This is a genomic window from Cognatilysobacter segetis (assembly GCF_004359965.1).
Lineage (GTDB): Bacteria > Pseudomonadota > Gammaproteobacteria > Xanthomonadales > Xanthomonadaceae > Cognatilysobacter > Cognatilysobacter segetis.
Map to the genome: position 1 here is coordinate 1 of NZ_SMRQ01000006.1, position 17,719 is coordinate 17,719.

Here is a 17,719-nt window from a genome sequence, read left to right on the forward strand (position 1 = left end):
CGCGCCGCCGCCGCGCGCACCGCCGCCGCCGCCCCGACCCGCCCGGCCGCGCCCGCCGCCGCCGGCGGCAACGAGCTGCGCGCGCTGTCCACCCCGCCGCCGGCCTTCCCGCCGGAAGCGCTGCGCTCGGCGCAGTCCGGCGAGGTGCAGGTCGAGTTCACCGTGTCGCCGGACGGCTCGGTCTCGGCGGCCCGCGTCGTCCGCGCCAACCCGCCGCGCGTGTTCGACCGCGCCGCGGTCAGCGCCGTCAAGCGCTGGCGCTTCCAGCCGGTCGACGCGCCGGTGACCACGCGCCGCACGATCTCGTTCAACCCGGGTACCTGACCGGGCGACGCGCGACGAAAAAAAGCCCGGCTCCGGCCGGGCTTTTTTCTTGCGGTCGCGCGGCTCAGCCCGGCGTGCCGGGCGAACGGAACAGCGAGGCGACGCCGGTCTTGAGCTTCGCGTGCAGCGTGACGCCCTCGGCCATGCCGGACGCCTTCCACGCCTCGTACTGCGCGTCCATGTCGGCCAGCTCCTGCGCGGTGAACAGTTCGCGCATCGCGGCGAAGATCTCGCGTTCCTCCTCCTTCGCGTGGTGGTCGATGAGCTCGCCCATCACCTTCGCGCTGCCGGCGAATTCGCGGCTGGTCGGCTCGCAGGCCTTGAGGTCGGGCAGCACGCTCTGCTCGACCGCGCGATGCTCCTGCATCGCGGCCGCCCACAGCAGCTTCTGCTCGTGGCTGGCGCGCGACTTCAGCGCCGGATAGAACACCAGCTCTTCCCACTTCGCATGCGGCACCAGCGCCATCTCGATCTTCTCGAGCAATTCCAGGCGCGTCTTCTCGGCGCGGTCGGTGGTGGCGTTGACCTGCTCGAAGAGCGCGCGGAGCTGGTCGTGTTCGGTCTTGAGGGTAGTGAGGATGCTGCGCATTGACGGGCCTCCATGACAGGCCCACAGCGTCGGACGGCGGCGCGGATCGATGCGTGAAAGCGGCCGTGCGCCGCACGCGACACGTATTGCCGCATCGCATCCATGCGAGATGGCGGCGCCCCGCGAGCGCCGCCATCGTGCCGTGCCTCAGCCCGAGATCGCGAGGCGCTCCTGGTGGTAGCGACGCACCGCCGCGAACCACAGCACCGCCGCCAGTCCGAAACCGCTGGCGAGGTAAACCGCCCACACGGCCGGCTGGATCGCCTCGCCGCGCACGATCTTCAGCAGCAGCTGGTTCTGCGCGAGGAACGGCACCGCGAACTGCCACAGCTGCGTCTTGATCGGATTCACCATCAGCATGATCGAGGGCAGCATCGGCAGCAGCATCAGCCAGGTCATGTGGCTCTGCGCCTCTTTCATGCTCTTGGCCGCGGCCGACAGGAACGTCAGCAGCGACGTGCCGATCACCAGCATCGGCAGCAGCACGAACAGCATCTTCGCCATCGCCGGAAAGCTCACGTCGAGCATGCGCGCGGTGGCCGCGAGCTGTGCGCTGACCTTGAACGACATCAACGTGAGCACCAGCGACAGCAGGCCGAGCGAGCAGGCCGCGGCGATCTTGCCGGTGACGATGCCGCCGCGCCGCGCGGGCGTCGCCAGCAAGGGCTCCAGCGACTGGCGTTCGCGCTCGCCGGCGGTGGCATCGATGATCAGGTACGCGCCGCCAAGGAACGAGCTGATGATCAGCAGGTAGGGCAGCATGATCGACAGCACCATGCCCTTCTTGGCCTGCTCGCTGGCGACGTCGCGGTTGCCGACGTTGACCGCGCGCGTGACCGACGGATCGATGCCGCGCGCCAGCAGGCGCAGCGCGCCCATCTGGTCGCGATAGCCCTCCAGCGCCGCGCGCACGCGGGCCATCGGGATCTCCGCATTGCGACGCGTACTGTCGGCCACCACCTCGACCACCGCCGGCTTGCCCGCGCGCCAGTCCTTCGCGAAGTCCTCGTCGATGCGCAGGCCGACGTCCTCGTCCTGCTGCGCGATCGCGGCGTCGAGGTCCTTCGGCGCCTTCTTCGCCTGGATGCCCTGCGTGGCGAGGAACGCGACGAGGTTGGGCGCGCGCTCCATGCCGTCGACCGGGATCACGAGCGTGCGGTCGAGCTCGGTCTTGGCGCGCTTCTCGGCCATCGAGCCGGTGCCGATGATGATCAGCGGGTACAGCAGCGGGCCGAGCAGCAGCGCGATCGCGAGCGTGCGGCGATCGCGCGAGATGTCGCGCAGTTCCTTGCGCATCACCGACCACACGGTGGCCATGAGTCCGGTCTTCATGCGTGCAGTCCTTCTTCCGAGCCGATCGCCTTGACGAAGGCGTCCTCGAGGTTGGTTTCACCGAATCGCGCCCGCAGCTCGTCCGCGGTGCCGCCCGCGACGACCTGCCCCTTCGCGATGATCACGATGCGATCGCAGAGCGCGGCCACCTCCTGCATGATGTGGCTGGAGAAGATCACGCAGCGCCCTTCGGCCTTGAGCTGCAGCAGGAAGCCGCGCATCGCGCGCGTGGTCATGACGTCGAGCCCGTTGGTGGGCTCGTCGAGGATCACGTTCCTCGGGTCGTGCACGAGTGCGCGTGCGATCGCCGTCTTGGTGCGCTGGCCCTGGCTGAAGCCCTCGGTCTGTCGATCGAGGATGTCGTCCATCTGCAGCTCGCGCGCCAGCACCTGGGTACGCGCGGCGATCTGCGCCTTCGACAGGCCGTGCAGCTCGCCGAAGTAGGCGATGTTCTCGCGCGCGGTCAGGCGCTTGTAGACGCCGCGGGCGTCGGGCAGCACGCCGAGCGCGCGGCGCACCGTCACCGGATCCTTCGCGGTGTCGACGCCGTCGACCATCACCTGGCCGCGGTCGGGCGTCATCAGCGTGTAGAGCATGCGCAGCGTGGTGGTCTTGCCGGCGCCGTTCGGGCCGAGCAGGCCGGTGATCTGGCCGTCGGGTGCCTCGAAGGACACGCCGTCCACGGCCTTGACGGGGCCGGTCTTGGTCTTGAACGTCTTGTGCAGGTCGTTGGCGGTGATCATGGCCGGCTCACGGCTCCCATCCGTTGAAGCTGGTGAACGGCGGCACGGGCGCGACCGTCTCCAGGCATTTGGTGTCGAGCGCCTTGGCGTTCGCGGTTTCGATGAACTTGCCGATCAGCTTCGGCATGCAGCCGGTGCCCATCACGTTGTGGCCCTGCCCGCGCAGCACGACGGCCTTCGCGTTCGGCAGCGTCTTCGCCACGCGCTCGGCGTACTCCGGCGGCGTCACCGGATCGAGTTCGCCGGACATCAGCAGCACCGGCGCGTCGCTCCTGAGCGGCTGGCCGAAGTCCGCCGGTCGCGCGCCCTTGGGCCACGCCTTGCAGGCGGCGAAGAACATATCCGCCATGTCGGTGCCGAGCGCGGTGCCCGCGTCGGCCGGATCGGCGACGTAGCGATCGGCGTCCTCGGCGCAGATCACCGACCACTGCATGCCGCGGTTCATGCTGCCGGCCATCGACTCGCCGCCGAGCGCGGCCAGCGCGGCGAGCGGCGCATAGCGCCCCTGCACCGCCTCGTCGACGACGACGGGCAGCAGCGCCGCGGCCAGCGGCACGTACGAGAACAGCTGCGTGAGCCCGACCACGGTCTGCGCGGTGAGCTTGTCGTGCTTGGCCTCGCCGGTGGCGGGATCGCGGTAGTCGACCTCGACCGGCGCGCTCGCCAGGCGCTGCTTGAGCGTGGCCAGCTGCGTGCGCAGGTCCTGCGGATAGCGCTTGGCGCAGACCGGATCGGCGGCGCAGGCCTTGCCGCGCAGCGTGAGCGTGCGTTCGAACGTGCGCGCGAACTCGCCACCGGCGACGACGTCGTTGGGCAGCACGCCGTCGAGCACCACTGCGCGCGTCTGCGCCGGATGGCGCATCGCGTACTGCTGCGCGACGCGCGTGCCGTAGGACACGCCGACCAGGTCGATCTTCTCCGCGCCGAGCGCGCGGCGCACGGTATCGAGATCCTCCACCGCGACGGTGGTGGTGAACAGGCGCGGGTCGTGCGTCTGCGCGGCGGCGCACTTGCCGGCGTACTCGGCGATCGCCGCGGTGTCGTCGCGGTCCTTGTACTCGTCGCGCAGCGCCTTCGGGCAGTCCAGCGGGGCGGACTTGCCGGTGCCGCGCTGGTCGACGAGGAACACGCTGCGCGACTTCAGCACCGGGCCCAGCGCATTGGCCACCGCGGCCGCGTACTCGCTCGCGGCCTGGCCGGGGCCGCCGGCGAGGAAGAACACCGGATCGGGCGCCGGATCGACGCGGCCGCCGGGCCGCAGCCAGGCGATGCGCAGGTCGACCTTCGGCCCGTTCGGCTTCGACGGGTCCTCCGGCACCGCGAGCGTTCCGCACATGCCGTCGAGCGTCTGCGCGGCGAGCGCGCCCGACAGCGCGCAGGGTTCGAATTCGATGCGGCCGACGGTCCGCTTGGCGGACTCCGGCTCGGGCTTGGCCTGCGGGCCGTGCGCGGTGCCGGAACATCCGGCGAGCGCGAGGGCCAACAGTGAAAACAAGGGTCGGACTTTCGACATGGGGCCATCCGTGAAGCGGTGGAAACGCGGCGACCGGCCGGTCGCGCAGGAATGGACGGCCCGGGCCGTCCGTGGAAACGATTACGGGTGAGGGCGGCTGCTCCGCGCGGCGGCGCCGAAGGCGATGCCCGCGCCCACCATCGCCGTGCCCATCGGCAGGAAGGCGATCCGGCGGGTGACCGCGCCGACGCCCAGCAGGGCGAGCCCGAGGATCAGGAACGCGATGCCCATGCCGCGGAGCCGGCGGGACCGGTCGGTAATGGCGGCCATGTCAGCGCGGGCCCGTCGACAGCGGCGGGCACCGCGGCGTGCCGAGCGTGGTGACCCAGAGCGCGGGGAACACGAACGTGGCGAACATCGTCAGGTCGAACACAATCGACAGCACCAGGGTGGCGACCGTCGCGGCGAGCAACCAGGCGTTGCGGCGGGACAGGAAGCGGTTCATGCGTCGTCTCCGGGGAGGAAGATGGCTTCGAGGGGCGCGTCGAACAGGCGCGCGATGCGGAACGCGAGCGGCAGGCTGGGGTCGTACTTGCCGGTCTCGATGGCGTTGACGGTCTGTCGCGACACGGCGAGCCGCTCGGCGAGCTCGCCCTGCGACCAGCCCTGCGATTCCCGCAATTCGCGCACGCGGCTTTCCATGTCAGGCGAAGCGCCGCGAAATGAAGACCTTGGCGATGCCGTAGGTGAGGCAGATCAGTGGGAAGACCCAGATCATCGCGGCGCTCGACGGGATGTCGATCACCTTGGCCGCCTGCAGCAGGCCGGCGGCGAAGTAGGCGAGCGAGACCAGTACCGTGGCGAAGCTCACCGATTCCACCTCGATACGTCGCTGCATCTCGTCGGTATCGCGGATGTGGCGCACGATCGCGCGCATCGCCAGCGCGACGAAGGGCACCGGCGCGAGCGCGACGAGCGCGCGCAGCGACGGATCCTCCACATGCTGCTTGAGCAGCCAGACCGAACCGAGGATGGCGACGACGTAGCCCGCCATCGGCGGCAGGAACTCGCGGAGGTAACGACGGCGCAGGGCGGGCGTCGCGGAGTGCGCGGCCTCCGGCAGGTGGCGCGCCAGCATGCCGGCCAGTACCAGCGCCACGCTGACGCCCGACAGCAGCCCGCCCGCGAAATCGGATAGCAGGCCGGGCATCCAGGCGCGCAATGCCAGTACGGCGACCAGCTGGAAGGCGCCGAGGGCGATGCAGACGCGGGCAGCGAATCGGTTCATCGTGGCCAGTCAAGTAAACTTGACAGGGATGCTGGCGCCGTCCCCGGCCGGTGTCAAGCGTGCTTTACACGGTCCGACGAACGGCGCGGACGCGACGCGGGCGGGTCCGCGACGAGGGCGGCGGGCGATCGATCCCGGCACCCGGCACCCGGCGCGCCGGCCCAGGCGGGGGATCCGCCGGGCTGCCTACTTCGAACTGACGTACTTCTCGCGCCGGATCTGCCCCACCGGCAACCCATGGCCCTTCAGCGCCTCGAAGCAGGCGTCGACCATGTTCGGATTGCCGCAGAGATATGCGATGTCACCCTCGGCACTCGGCGCGAACTCGTCGAGGAACTGCTGCACGTAGCCGTGGCGCACGTCCGCATGCGCCTGCGGCGAGCCGGCCGCCGGCAGCTCGCGCGAAAAGCATGGCACGAAGCGGAAGCGATCCGGGTGCCGGTTCGCGAACGCGCGGAACTCGTCGCCGTAGAGCAGCTCCGCCGGCGTGCGTGCGCCGAACAGCAGCACCACCTCGATGCCGCGCTCGGCGATCAGGCGCTCGAGCTCGGGCAGCATCGCGCGATACGGCGTGACGCCGGTGCCGGTGGCGATCAGCAGGTAGCGGCGGTTCGCATCCTGCGGCATCAGGCAGAAGCGCCCGAACGGGCCGCTGGCCATCAGCGTGCCGCCGATCGCGAGGCCTTCGAACAGCGCCGTGGCAGCGCCGCCGGGCACGTAGCTCACGGCGATCTCCACCGCCTCGCCCGGGCCGATCGCGTGGTCGTGGATCGTCGCCAGCGAATAGCTGCGCTTGGTCGCGGTGCCGTCGGCGTAGGTGAAGTGCACCTGGATGAACTGGCCGGGGATGAAGTCCAGCGGCTGGCCGTCCTCGCGCACGAACGAGTAGTGGCCGACGCTCGGGGCGAGCATGCGGCGCGAGACGAGTCGGAGCGGGAACTGGACGATGGCCAAAGCGGTGCGATCCTGACGGGCAGCGCATGCACAGGGCGGCACGGCCGCTGGAACGCTGCAGCGCGCGGGTGTGCGCGCCTGGGCTGCCTATACTACCGGGATCACCGTTCGAACCCCCGACATGCCCGACGCCGTCGCGACTCCCGCGCTGTCCGTGCGCGACCTGCGCAAGACCTACGACAACCGTGTCGAAGCGCTCAAGGGCGTGTCGCTCGACGTGCAGCCCGGCGACTTCTTCGCCCTGCTCGGCCCCAACGGCGCCGGCAAGTCGACGCTGATTGGCATCGTCAGCTCGCTGGTGAACCTGAGCGAGGGCAGCGTGTCGATCTACGGCATCGACCTGGTGCGCGACCGCGACGCCGCCATGCGGCAGATCGGCCTGGTGCCCCAGGAAATCAACTTCAACATGTTCGAGAAGCCGGTCGACATCCTGGTCAACTACGCCGGCTTCTACGGCGTGCCGCGCGCCGAGGCGCTGCAGCGCGCGGAAGTGGAGCTGCGCCGCGCGCAGCTGTGGGAGAAGGCCAACGTCATGAGCCGCACGCTGTCGGGCGGCAAGAAGCGCCGCCTGATGATCGCGCGCGCGATGATGACGCGCCCGCGCCTGCTGATCCTCGACGAGCCCACGGCGGGCGTGGACATCGAGATCCGCCGCGGCATGTGGAAGACGCTGCGCGAGATCAACGCGCAGGGCACGACGATCATCCTCACCACGCATTACCTCGAGGAAGCCGAGAACCTCTGCCGCAACGTCGCGATCATCGACCGCGGGCGCATCGTCGAGCAGGGCTCGATGAAGTCGCTGCTGGCCAAGCTCGACGTCGAGGGCTTCCTGCTCGACATCGACGGCGTGCTGCCCGCGCAGCTGCCGCAGGTCGAGAACGCCACCATCAGCGCGACCGACGACCACACGCTCGACATCGAGATGCCGCGCGCGATGGATCTCAACCGCGTGTTCGCCGCGCTGGACGCCGCCGGCATCCGCGTGCGCTCGATGCGCACCAAGTCCAACCGCCTCGAAGAACTCTTCGTGCGCCTGACCGGCGAGAACGCCGGCACCGCCGCGGTCTGAGCCGCGCGAAAGAACCGGAAGCCCCGATGTCCACCACGCCCGCCACGCTGTCGTCCCGCCACCTCGTCGCGCTCGGCACCATCGCGCGACGCGAGGTCAATCGCATCCTGCGCATCTGGACGCAGACGCTGATCCCGCCCGCGATCACCATGACGCTGTACTTCATGATTTTCGGCGGGCTGATCGGCTCGCGCGTGGGCACCATGGACGGCATCAAGTACATGGACTTCATCGTCCCGGGCCTGGTGATGATGTCGGTCATCCAGAACGCCTACGGCAACATCTCGTCGAGCTTCTTCGGCGCGAAGTTCGGCCGGCATGTCGAAGAACTGCTGGTCAGCCCGATGCCGAACTGGGTGATCCTCGCCGGCTACGTCGCCGGCGCGGTGCTGCGCGGCGTGATGGTGGGCGCGATCGTGCTGGTGATCGCGATGTTCTTCACCCGCGTGTCGATGCCGCATCCGTTCGTCACGCTCACCACCGTGCTGCTGGGCGCGACGATCTTCGCGTTGGCCGGCTTCGTCAACGCGATCTACGCCAAGAAGTTCGACGACATCGCGATCGTGCCGACCTTCATCCTCACCCCGCTCACGTACCTCGGCGGCGTGTTCTATTCGGTCAAGCTGCTGCCGGGCTGGGCGGAAGCCGCGACGCACCTCAACCCGATCTTCTACATGGTCAACGCGTTCCGCTACGGCCTGCTGGGCACCAGCGACGTGCCGCTCGCCGTGGCGTACGGCCTGATGCTGCTGTTCGTCGCCGTACTGGGCGCGCTGGGCCTGTGGCTGCTGCGCCGGGGCGTGGGCCTGCGCAGCTGATGTGACCTCCGGCCCATTGCGACGGGGGTCGCAGCGGGCCACAGTGCGCGCCTCTACGTCCGGGGAGGGACAGGGATGGCCAAGCTCGTCGATATTTTCCTGCAGCCGTCGAAGGTGTTCGCCGAAGAGCGCGAGCGCCCGACGTTCCTGGTGCCGATGGTGGTGCTCGCGGCGCTCACCGTCGCGTTCACGCTGGCGTACTTCTTCCGCGTCGACCCCGCTTGGTACGCCGACCACATGTTCGACGCCCAGCGCGGCACGATGACCGCGAAGGAAATGGCGCGCGCCAAATCCATGATGCCGGCCACGCGGACCATGGGCGTGTTCGGCGCGCTCGGCGGCACCGTCACCATCGCGCTGATGCTCGCGATCATCGGCCTGTACTACTGGCTCGCGGCGAAGGTCACCGGCAAGCCGCTCGGCTACAAGCACGGCGTGAGCCTGGCCGGCTGGTCGGCGATGCCGACCGCGCTGGGCACGCTGGTCGCGCTGATCGGCGCGCTGACGATGTCGCCGCAGACCGGCCTCGAGAGCCTGATGCTCACGCACGTCGACCCGCTGCTGGTGAGCAGTCCGGCCGGCCAGCCCGGCCATCGCCTCGCGCAGAGCGCCGACCTGCTCGCGGTGTGGACGACGTTCCTGTCCGCGCTGGGCTGGCGCGTGTTCACCCGCTCGTCGTGGCTGCAGGCGATCGTGGTCTCGGTGATCCCGCTCGCGCTGGTCTACGGCGTGCTCGCGCTGCTGCCGGGCTGAGTCCGCACCGATGACCCCGAAGACGAAGAAGGCCCTCGCGGGCGGCGTGGTCGTGGCCGTGCTGGTGCTGCCGGTCGCGCTGCGCGGCCTGCACGGCGAGCGCGGCACGCCGGTGCAGGTGCAGCCGGTCGCCACGCAGTCGGTGCGTCCCACCATCCTCGCCTCCGGCACCCTCGCCTACGGCACCGAGGTGAACCTCACCGCCGAGGTGGTCGCGAAGGTCGACCGCATCCTCGTCGCCGAGGGCGACACGGTGCAGCAGGGCCAGTTGCTGATGACGCTGGACCCCAAGACCTACCGCAACGCGATCGATCGCGAGGCCGCCGGACGCCGGCAGGGCCAGATCGACATCACGCGCCAGCGCGCGACGCTGCAGTTGCGCGAGGCGCAGTACGCACGCTCGCGGCAGCTCGCCGCGCAGCAGCTGATCGACCGCAACAAGCTGGAAGAGGATCGCCTCGCGCTGGAACAGGCCCGCGCGCAGCTCGCCAGCAGCAGCGAGAGCCTGCGCCGCCAGCAGGCGGTGCTCGGCGAGGCCTTCGACCAGCTCGGCAAGACCGAGATCCGCGCGCCGATGGCCGGCCGCATCGTCGAGCTGCCGATCAAGGTCGGCGAGACGGCGATCCCGTCCACCAACGCGCTCGCCGGCGCCAAGCTGATGAAGATCGCCGACGTCAGCGCGCTCACCGCCGAACTCAAGGTGGACGAGGCCGACATCGGCCAGGTGTCGATCGGCCAGGCCGTCGACGTCTATCCCGCCGCGTATCCCGACACGGCGATCCACGGCCGCGTGCAGAAGATCGCGCTCGCCCCGACCATCGAAGGCCAGGCCCGCGCCTACAAGGTGACGGTGACGCTCGATTCGCCCGGCAGCCTCAACCTGCGCTCGGGCATGAGCGCGCGCGCCGACGTGTACCTCGGCGACGGGCGCGCGCGGCTCGCCGTGCCGGTCGAGGCGATGGTCGAGGACGACGAGGAACTCGCCGCCGCGGCGGCCGACGAGGACGCGCCCAAGCGCGAAGCCGCGAAGGCGACGGAAGCGAAGACCTACGTCTGGCTGGAACGCGACGGCCACGCGCGCAAGGCGCCGGTCAAGGCGGGCGTCGCCGACGACCGCTGGCAGGCGATCGCCACCGGCCTCAAGGCCGGCGACCGCGTGATCGTGGGCCCGGCCAAGACGCTGCGCACGCTGCACGACGGCGACGCGGTGGTCGTGAAGACGGCGAAGGAACTCGACGCGGCGAAGGACGGCGGAGCCGCGAAGTGATCGCGCTGTCCGGCATCGTGAAGCGCTACACGATGGGCGAGGAGGTCGTGCAGGCGTTGCGGGGCGTGGACCTCTCGATCGGCCGTAACGAGTACGTCGCGCTGACCGGCCCGTCGGGGTCCGGCAAGTCCACGCTGATGAACCTGCTCGGCTGCCTCGACACGCCCACCGAGGGCCACTACCTGCTCAACGGCCGCGACGTCGCCGGCATGGACGACGACGAGCTCGCGCACGTGCGCAACCGCGAGATCGGATTCGTGTTCCAGAGCTTCCACCTGCTGCCGCGCCAGAGCGTGCTGCAGAACGTGATGCAGCCGCTGGTCTACCGCGGCCTGCCGCGCGCCGAGCGCGTGCGCCGCGCCACCGAAGCGCTGGAGAAGGTCGGGCTCGGCAATCGCCTCGACCATCGCCCCAACCAGCTCTCCGGCGGCCAGCGCCAGCGCGTCGCGGTGGCGCGCGCGCTGGTCGGCGAGCCGTCGCTGCTGCTGGCCGACGAGCCCACCGGCAACCTCGACTCGCAGACCTCCGCCGAGATCATGGCGCTGTTCGACGCCCTGCACGCGCAGGGCCAGACGGTGATCGTGGTCACGCACGAGCCCGACATCGCCGCGCACTGCCACCGCGTGCTGCGCGTGTTCGACGGCCGCATCGTCGAGGACACGCGGCAGGCGCCGCGCAGCGCGGCGGGAGTGCACTGATGCAGGCCTATCTCGAAGCGCTGCGCGCCGCGCTCGCCAGCCTCACCGCGCACCGGCTGCGCAGCTTCCTCACCACGTTGGGCATCCTGATCGGCACCGCGAGCGTGATCGCCGTGGTGTCGCTCGTGCAGGGCTTCTCCGACTCGATCCGCGCGCAGTTCGCCGACATCGGTGGCAGCACGCTGAGCGTGGAGGCCAACAACGACAACGACAACTTCCGCACCGGCAAGATCAACACGCTGACCGCCGAGGACGTGGAGGCGTTGCGACATCGCGTCGCCGGCATCGGCGAGGTCGCCCCGTTGCTGGGCGTGCCCGCGGGCCAGGCGAGCTGGCGCGGCCGCAGCAGCCAGCCGCAGGTCATCGGCACGACCAGTGAATTCCAGCAGGTGCGCGCGCGTTTCCCGCAGGTGGGCCGCTTCCTGGTGCCGGCGGACGACGCCGGGCGGCGCCACGTCGCGGTGATCGGCACCAAGGTGCGCGACGACCTGCACCTGCCTGCCAACCCGGTCGGGCAGTACATCAAGCTCGGCGGCGACTGGTTCAAGGTCGTCGGCATGATGGAGCCGAAGGGCGAGGTGTTCGGCTTCAGCCAGGACAACTACGTCGTGATTCCGTTCGACGTGGCGCGCGCGATGAGCGGCAACGCGATCGACCCGATGATCGGTGTGTCGTTCACCGTGCAGCGCATCGACGAGCTCGACACCGTGCAGGAGCGCGCGCGCCGCGCGCTGCGTGCGAGCCGCGGACTCAAGCCGGGCGTCGAGGACGACTTCAAGATCCAGGCGGCGAACTCGATCAAGGACCAGCTCGAGAAGATCACCGGCATGGCGACCGCCGTGCTCGGCGGCATCGTCGGCATCTCGTTGCTGGTCGGCGGCATCGGCATCATGAACATCATGCTGGTGTCGGTGACCGAGCGGACGCGCGAGATCGGCATCCTCAAGGCGCTGGGCGCGACGCGCCGCGACATCCTCGTGCAGTTCCTGCTCGAAGCCGCGCTGCTCGCGCTGCTGGGCGGCGTGATCGGCATCGTGCTCGGCTACGCGGCGGGCGCCGGCATCGCCGCGCTGATCCCGAACTTCCCGCCCGCGAGCGTGCCGCTGTGGGTGGTGCTGGTCGCCGCCGGCTTCTCCGCGCTGGTCGGCGTGGTGTTCGGCCTGATGCCGGCCTCGAAGGCGGCCGGGCTCGATCCGATCGAGGCCCTGCGCTACGAGTGATCGCGACGCCGCGTGCCGCGCGGCGCCCGCGCCTCAGCCGCGCGTGACCGTCGCGGCCGGCGCCGCCTTGCCGCGACGCAGGGTGCGGCGCAGCCAGCCACCGAGGTCGTCGACGACGGTGTAGGCCGCCGGGATCACCACCAGCGACAGCGCCGTCGACGTGATCAGGCCGCCGATCACCGCCACCGCCATCGGCCGGCGGAAGCTCGAATCGCCCGACAGGCCCAGCGCGATCGGCAACATGCCCGCGCCCATCGCCAGCGTGGTCATCACCACCGGGCGGGCGCGCTTGCGGCAGGCGTCGACCAGCGCGTCGTGCTGCGTCATGCCCTGCTCGTCCTCGGCGATCACCGCGTAGTCCACCAGCAGGATCGAGTTCTTGGTGGCGATGCCGATCAGCATCAGCAGGCCGATCAGCGCCGGCAGCGACAGCATGTTCTGCGTCACCAGCAGCGCGCCGAACGCGCCGCCCGCGCACAGCGGCACCGCGGTGAGGATGGTGAGCGGTTGCAGCGCGTGGTTGAACAGCAGCAGCAGCACCATGTAGATGCAGGCGATGCCGGCGATCATCGCGACGACGAAGCCGGTGAACAGCTCCACGAACACCTCGGCATCGCCGGTGTTGATGAACGACAGGCCCGGCGGCGGGCTCTTCACCGTCGGCAGCTGCTCGACCTCCTTCATGACCTCGCCGAGCGGTCGCCCGTTGAGTTCGGCGGTGAACGTCACGTTGCGCTGGCGCTGGTAGCGCGAGATCACCGACGGCCCGCTGCCCGGCTCGATGGCGGCGACGGCCGCGAGCGGCACCGTGCCGTTCTTGGCGGGCACGCGCAGCTGGCCGATCAGCGCGGGATCGCGCAGCGTGGCCTCGGCGAAGCCGACGCGGATCGGGATCTGCCGCTCGGGCAGGTTCAACTTCGCGAGGCGCTGCGCATAGTCGCCGCTGGTGGCGATGCGCGCGGCCTCGGCGATGTCGGCGGTCGACACGCCGAGCTCGGCGGCGCGCTGCGTGTCCGGGCGGATCTGCAACTCGGGCCGCAGCAGCGAGGCCGAGGAACTGATGCTGCCCAGCCCCTTGATCGCATGCAGTTCGCGCTCGAGCGTGATCGACGCATCCTGCAGGCGCTGCGGATCGTCGCCCGCGAGCACCAGCATTAGGTTTTCGCCGGGCTCGTTGGAGATGTACGACATGCGCACGCCGGGCAGGTCGGCGAGCGTGGCGCGCACCTCGCGCTCGAGTTCCTTCTGGTCGCGGTCGCGCGACCGGGGCTGGCCCCAGTCGAGCACCAGCGTCGCCTTGCGCGGCTCGCCGACGCCGGTCTTGTTGGGGTCGCCGACGTCGAGCACGCTGCCCACCGTGGTGTAGACCTGCTTGAGCTCCGGCAGCGCGCGCAGCTTCGCACGGGCCTGCTCCGCGACGCGCGTGGTCTCCTCCAGCCGCGTGCCCGGCGGCAGCTCGATCTGCAGGTTGCTTCGGCCGACGTCGGTGAACGGAATGAACGTCGTCGGGATCAGCGGCACCAGCGCGAGCGAGCCGATGAAGAACACGGTGGACACCGCGAGCGTGACCCAGCGGTGGCGCAGCGCGGCATCGACGAGGCCGAGGTAGCGCCGCATCAGCGGGCCTTCCTTCTCCTCCACGCCATGCGCCTTGAGCTGGTAGGCGGCGATCATCGGCGTCAGCAGGCGCGCGACCAGCAGCGAGAACAGCACCGCGGTGGCCGCCGTCCAGCCGAACTCGCGGAAGAACTTGCCGGCGATGCCGGGCATGAACGCGACCGGCACGAACACCGCGGCCAGCGTCATGGAGGTCGCGATCACCGCGATGCCGATCTCGTCGGCGGCCTCGCGCGCGGCCTCCAGCGGCGTCTTGCCCATGCGCAGGTGGCGCACGATGTTCTCGATCTCGACGATCGCGTCGTCGACCAGGATGCCGACCACCACGCTGAGCGCGAGCAGCGTGATCATGTTGAGCGAGAAGCCGAACCAGTACATCACCGCGAACGTCGGGATGATCGACAGCGGCAACGCGATGGCGGAAATCCACGTCGCGCGCCAGTCGCGCAGGAACAGCCAGACCACCGCGAGCGCGAGCAGCGCGCCCTCGACCAGCATCTCCATCGACGAGTGGTAGCTGCGCTCGGTCTCGCCGACGGTCGAGGTGACCATCTGGAACTTGGTGCCCGGCGTCTTCGCGGCGAGCTGCGCGAGCGCGGCTTCGACGCCTTCGGCCACCTTCAGCTCGCTCGAGCCGCGCGTGCGCGAGATCGAGAACGCCACCACGGGCCGGCCGTCGAGCAGCGCGACCTGCGTCGGGTCGGCGGTCGCGTCGGTGATGCGCGCGAGCGTGGCAAGGCGCACCGAGCGCCCGTCGGGCAGCACGATCGCGAAGTCCTCGAGCTCGCGCGCGTCGTTCACCGTCGCGATCGTGCGCAGCACCTGCTGGCCGGCGCCGATTTCCGTCTTGCCGCTCGGCCGCTCGACCTGCATCCGCGCGAGCTGCTGGTTCACCGCGCCGGCGGTGGTGCCGAAGGCCTGCAGCGCGTCGGGATCGAGGTCGATGCGCACCATGCGCTCGACGCCGCCCTGGCGCGCCACCTGCGCCACGCCCGGCACGCCGAACAGCGCGCGGGTCACGTCGCGGTCGACGAACCACGAGAGCTCGTCCACGCCCATGCGGTCGGACTGCACCGCGTAGGTCATCAACGCGCCGCCGATGGTGACCTTGGTGACCAGCGGCTCCTGGATGTCCTGCGGCAGGTCGGCGCGGATGCGGCTCACCGCCGCACGCGTGTCGTCGAGCGCGCCCGCGAGGTCGGCCTCCAGCTGGAATTCGATCGCAGTGGTGCTCACGCCCTCGGTCACCGTGGAGGTGACGCGCTTGACGCCGTCGAGCGTCGCGACCTGGTCCTCGACCTTGCGCGTGACCTCCGTCTCCAGCTGGCTCGGCGACGCGCCGGGCTGGCTGATGGTGACGACCACCATCGGGAAGCTGACGTCGGGAAAGCGCGCCACGGGCAGCTTCCAGAAGCCCCAGAGCCCCGCGACGCAGAGCACGAAGAAGATCATCAGCGCCGGCAGCGGCCGGCGGATGGCCCAGGCCGAGACGTTCATCATGGCGCGGTGCCCGCGTCCGCGTCCGCATCCGCACCCGACGCGACGGGCGTCGAGCCGGCCGCCGACGGCGCACCCGCCGCATCGGCCGCGACCACGCGCACGCGGTCGCCGTCGCCGAGGAAGCCGGCGCCGCGCTCGACGACCTGCGCGCCGGCCGCGAGCCCGTCGAGGATCTCGACCATGCCGTTCGCCGTCGTGCCGGTGCGCACGCGCACCCGCTTGGCCGCGCCGTCCGCACCGACGGTGAACACGTACGGGTTGCCGTCGCGCTGCACGATCGCGGTGGCCGGGATCACCAGCGCCTTCGCGTTGCCGACCAGGATGCGGCCCGGCAGGTACGCACCGGTGCGCAGGCCGTCGGGTTCCGGCAGGTCGGCGTAGATCGTGCCGGTGCGGGTGGCGGCGTCCACGCCCGGCGGCACCGCGCGCACCTCGCCTTCGACATCGTGGCCATCGGGCGCGCGCACCACGACGGGGTCGCCCACGTTCACCGCGGCGAGCTCGGTGTCGGCGAGTTCGGCGCGCCATTCCAGCCGGCCGTCGCGGATCAGGCCGATCAGCTCGGTGCCTGCGGCGACGATCTGCCCGGGCTGCACGGCGCGCTTGCTGACGACGCCATCGTCCGGCGCGCGCAGCTCGGCATAGCTGCGACGCAGGCGCGCGGCATCCAGCGCGGCGCGCGCGGTGGCGGCGCGCGCATTGGCCTGGTCGCGCGCGGCGCGCAGCTCGTCGACCTGCCCGGCCGAGATGTACTTCTCGCGCAGCAGCGGCTCCGCGCGGCGCAGGTTGGCCTGCGCGAGCGAAGCGCCCGCCTGCGCCTCGCGATAGCTCGCCTCGGCCTGCTGCAGCTCGCTCTGCAGCGAACGCGCGTCGAGTTCCAGCAGCACCTGCCCGCGGCGCACGAAGTCGCCGACGTCGACGTACAGGCCGGTGACCCGCTGGCCGCTGAGCTCGACCCCGAGCTGCATCTCCTCGCGCGCGGCCACCGGGCCGGAGACGCGGATCTCGCGCGGGATCTCCTGCACGCGCGCGGGGACCACCGTGACCGCCATCGGCGCGGTCTCGGCGGGCGCCTTCGCGGGCTCGGATTTCTTGCCGCAGGCGCTGAGCGCGAGCAGGGCGAGGGCCATGGCGGCCCAGGGACGGAGCGTCGTCATGCGGAGTCTGGTCTGGCGAGGGGAAAGCGCCCGAAGGCGCCAAGGATACGGGCCGGTATGTGGAGGCGGCAGTGCCGCCAGCGCGCGGGGCGCCGGGGTCTCAGCCCGCGGGCGCGTCGCCGCGGGCGGGCAGGCGGAAGAAGGCTCGCGCGGTCGCCGTCGTCGCGCGCGCCACCGCGTCCACCGGTTCGCCGCGATCGCGCGCCAGCTCCTCCACGATGTGCGCGAGGAAAGCCGGTTCGTTGCGACGGTCCTTCGGCATCGGCTTCAGCGTGCGCGGCAGCAGGTACGGCGCGTCGGTCTCGATCATCAGCCGGGCGAGCGGCACGTGCGGCACGATCTCGCGCAGGTGCTGGCCGCGGCGCTCGTCGCAGAGCCAGCCGGTGATGCCGATGTGCCAGTCGCGGTCGAGGTAGGCGAACGCTTCCTCGCGCGTGCCGGTGAAGCAGTGCACCACCGCCGGGCCGAGGCGCCCCTCGAAGTTCTTCATGATCGCGACGAAGTCGTCGTGCGCGTCGCGCTGGTGCAGGAACAGCGGCTTGCCGGTGTCGACCGCCGTCTGCAGCTGCATTTCGAAGGCGCGGCGCTGCGCGGGGCGCGGCGAGAAGTCGCGGAAATAGTCGAGCCCGCATTCGCCGACTGCGACGACCGCGTCGTGCGCCAGCAGCGCGCGCATCTCGGCATCGCATTCGGCCGTGTACTCGACGGCATGGTGCGGATGCACGCCCGCGGTCGCGAAGAGAACGCCCGGATGCGCCTGCGCGAGCGCCAGCGCCTGCGGCGAGTGCTCGCGGCTCGCGCCGGTGACCACCAGCTGCGCGACGCCCGCCTCGCGCGCGCGCGCCAGCACGGCGTCGCGGTCGCGATCGAAGGATTCGTGGGTGAGGTTGGCGCCGATGTCGATCAATTCCATGCGGCGATTTTACCGGCCGCG

The 17,719-nt window shown here is 70.7% G+C and carries 19 protein-coding genes; 7 read left to right on the plus strand and 12 right to left on the minus strand.

Annotation, left to right across the window (positions count from 1 at the left end; genetic code table 11):
- On the plus strand, positions 1-324 hold a 324-nt coding region (locus E4F61_RS02115; protein WP_133477871.1), incomplete at its 5' end, for an energy transducer TonB.
- 64 nt (positions 325-388) lie between these two features.
- On the opposite strand, the gene E4F61_RS02120 is transcribed toward E4F61_RS02115, so the two are convergent.
- The 9 genes from E4F61_RS02120 to E4F61_RS02155 form a co-directional block, all read right to left on the minus strand.
- Entirely contained in the window at positions 389-913 is a 525-nt protein-coding gene (locus E4F61_RS02120; protein WP_133477873.1) for a hemerythrin domain-containing protein, read from the minus strand.
- A 147-nt stretch (positions 914-1,060) separates the two neighbouring features.
- Positions 1,061-2,245, minus strand: coding sequence for an ABC transporter permease (locus tag E4F61_RS02125; protein ID WP_162301366.1), 1,185 nt, complete (start codon positions 2,243-2,245; stop codon positions 1,061-1,063).
- Positions 2,242-2,988: an ABC transporter ATP-binding protein gene (locus E4F61_RS02130; RefSeq protein ID WP_133477875.1), complete on the minus strand. Its 747-nt coding sequence runs from the start codon at positions 2,986-2,988 to the stop codon at positions 2,242-2,244. Before E4F61_RS02130 ends, E4F61_RS02125 begins: the two co-directional genes overlap by 4 nt.
- Before the next feature lie 7 nt (positions 2,989-2,995).
- Positions 2,996-4,501, minus strand: a complete 1,506-nt coding sequence (locus tag E4F61_RS02135) for an alpha/beta hydrolase (RefSeq protein WP_133477877.1) — start codon at positions 4,499-4,501, stop codon at positions 2,996-2,998.
- A gap of 81 nt (positions 4,502-4,582) precedes the next feature.
- Positions 4,583-4,771 carry a hypothetical protein gene (locus E4F61_RS02140; protein ID WP_133477879.1) on the minus strand — a complete coding sequence of 63 codons (189 nt, stop codon included), beginning with the start codon at positions 4,769-4,771 and terminating at the stop codon, positions 4,583-4,585.
- Position 4,772: 1 nt separating this feature from the next.
- Positions 4,773-4,946, minus strand: coding sequence for a hypothetical protein (locus E4F61_RS14590; protein ID WP_162301367.1), 174 nt, complete (start codon positions 4,944-4,946; stop codon positions 4,773-4,775).
- Positions 4,943-5,143: a helix-turn-helix transcriptional regulator gene (locus tag E4F61_RS02145; protein WP_133477881.1), complete on the minus strand. Its 201-nt coding sequence runs from the start codon at positions 5,141-5,143 to the stop codon at positions 4,943-4,945. The genes E4F61_RS14590 and E4F61_RS02145 overlap by 4 nt, the downstream gene beginning before the upstream one ends.
- Before the next feature lies 1 nt (position 5,144).
- On the minus strand, positions 5,145-5,729 hold the full coding sequence (locus tag E4F61_RS02150; RefSeq protein WP_133477883.1) for a hypothetical protein: 585 nt from the start codon (positions 5,727-5,729) through the stop codon (positions 5,145-5,147).
- A gap of 186 nt (positions 5,730-5,915) precedes the next feature.
- Complete coding sequence (locus tag E4F61_RS02155) at positions 5,916-6,683, minus strand: ferredoxin--NADP reductase (RefSeq protein WP_274380522.1); 768 nt, start codon at positions 6,681-6,683, stop codon at positions 5,916-5,918.
- A 121-nt stretch (positions 6,684-6,804) separates the two neighbouring features.
- Here E4F61_RS02155 and E4F61_RS02160 point away from each other — a divergent pair, with 121 nt between their 5' ends.
- The 6 genes from E4F61_RS02160 (at position 6,805) to E4F61_RS02185 (ending at position 12,511) form a co-directional block, all read left to right on the plus strand.
- The gene (locus E4F61_RS02160) at positions 6,805-7,755 is read left to right on the plus strand and encodes an ABC transporter ATP-binding protein (protein WP_133477886.1); all 951 of its coding nucleotides are present in this window, start codon (positions 6,805-6,807) and stop codon (positions 7,753-7,755) included.
- A gap of 26 nt (positions 7,756-7,781) precedes the next feature.
- Positions 7,782-8,573: an ABC transporter permease gene (locus tag E4F61_RS02165; RefSeq protein ID WP_133477888.1), complete on the plus strand. Its 792-nt coding sequence runs from the start codon at positions 7,782-7,784 to the stop codon at positions 8,571-8,573.
- Positions 8,574-8,648: 75 nt separating this feature from the next.
- The gene (locus E4F61_RS02170) at positions 8,649-9,326 is read left to right on the plus strand and encodes a YIP1 family protein (RefSeq protein ID WP_133477890.1); all 678 of its coding nucleotides are present in this window, start codon (positions 8,649-8,651) and stop codon (positions 9,324-9,326) included.
- A gap of 10 nt (positions 9,327-9,336) precedes the next feature.
- On the plus strand, positions 9,337-10,593 hold the full coding sequence (locus E4F61_RS02175; protein WP_133477892.1) for an efflux RND transporter periplasmic adaptor subunit: 1,257 nt from the start codon (positions 9,337-9,339) through the stop codon (positions 10,591-10,593).
- On the plus strand, positions 10,590-11,291 hold the full coding sequence (locus tag E4F61_RS02180) for an ABC transporter ATP-binding protein (protein WP_202908925.1): 702 nt from the start codon (positions 10,590-10,592) through the stop codon (positions 11,289-11,291). The genes E4F61_RS02175 and E4F61_RS02180 overlap by 4 nt, the downstream gene beginning before the upstream one ends.
- Entirely contained in the window at positions 11,291-12,511 is a 1,221-nt protein-coding gene (locus E4F61_RS02185; protein WP_133477894.1) for an ABC transporter permease, read from the plus strand. Before E4F61_RS02180 ends, E4F61_RS02185 begins: the two co-directional genes overlap by 1 nt.
- Before the next feature lie 33 nt (positions 12,512-12,544).
- Here E4F61_RS02185 and E4F61_RS02190 read toward each other — a convergent pair whose 3' ends face one another.
- The 3 genes from E4F61_RS02190 to E4F61_RS02200 all read right to left on the minus strand — a co-directional run bounded on the left by E4F61_RS02190 (position 12,545) and on the right by E4F61_RS02200 (position 17,698).
- Positions 12,545-15,625, minus strand: coding sequence for an efflux RND transporter permease subunit (locus tag E4F61_RS02190; RefSeq protein WP_133477896.1), 3,081 nt, complete (start codon positions 15,623-15,625; stop codon positions 12,545-12,547).
- Positions 15,625-16,785, minus strand: a complete 1,161-nt coding sequence (locus E4F61_RS02195; RefSeq protein ID WP_133477898.1) for an efflux RND transporter periplasmic adaptor subunit — start codon at positions 16,783-16,785, stop codon at positions 15,625-15,627. The genes E4F61_RS02190 and E4F61_RS02195 overlap by 1 nt, the downstream gene beginning before the upstream one ends.
- A 100-nt stretch (positions 16,786-16,885) precedes the next feature.
- Entirely contained in the window at positions 16,886-17,698 is an 813-nt protein-coding gene (locus E4F61_RS02200) for a TatD family hydrolase (RefSeq protein ID WP_133477900.1), read from the minus strand.
- Positions 17,699-17,719 lie beyond the last annotated feature (21 nt).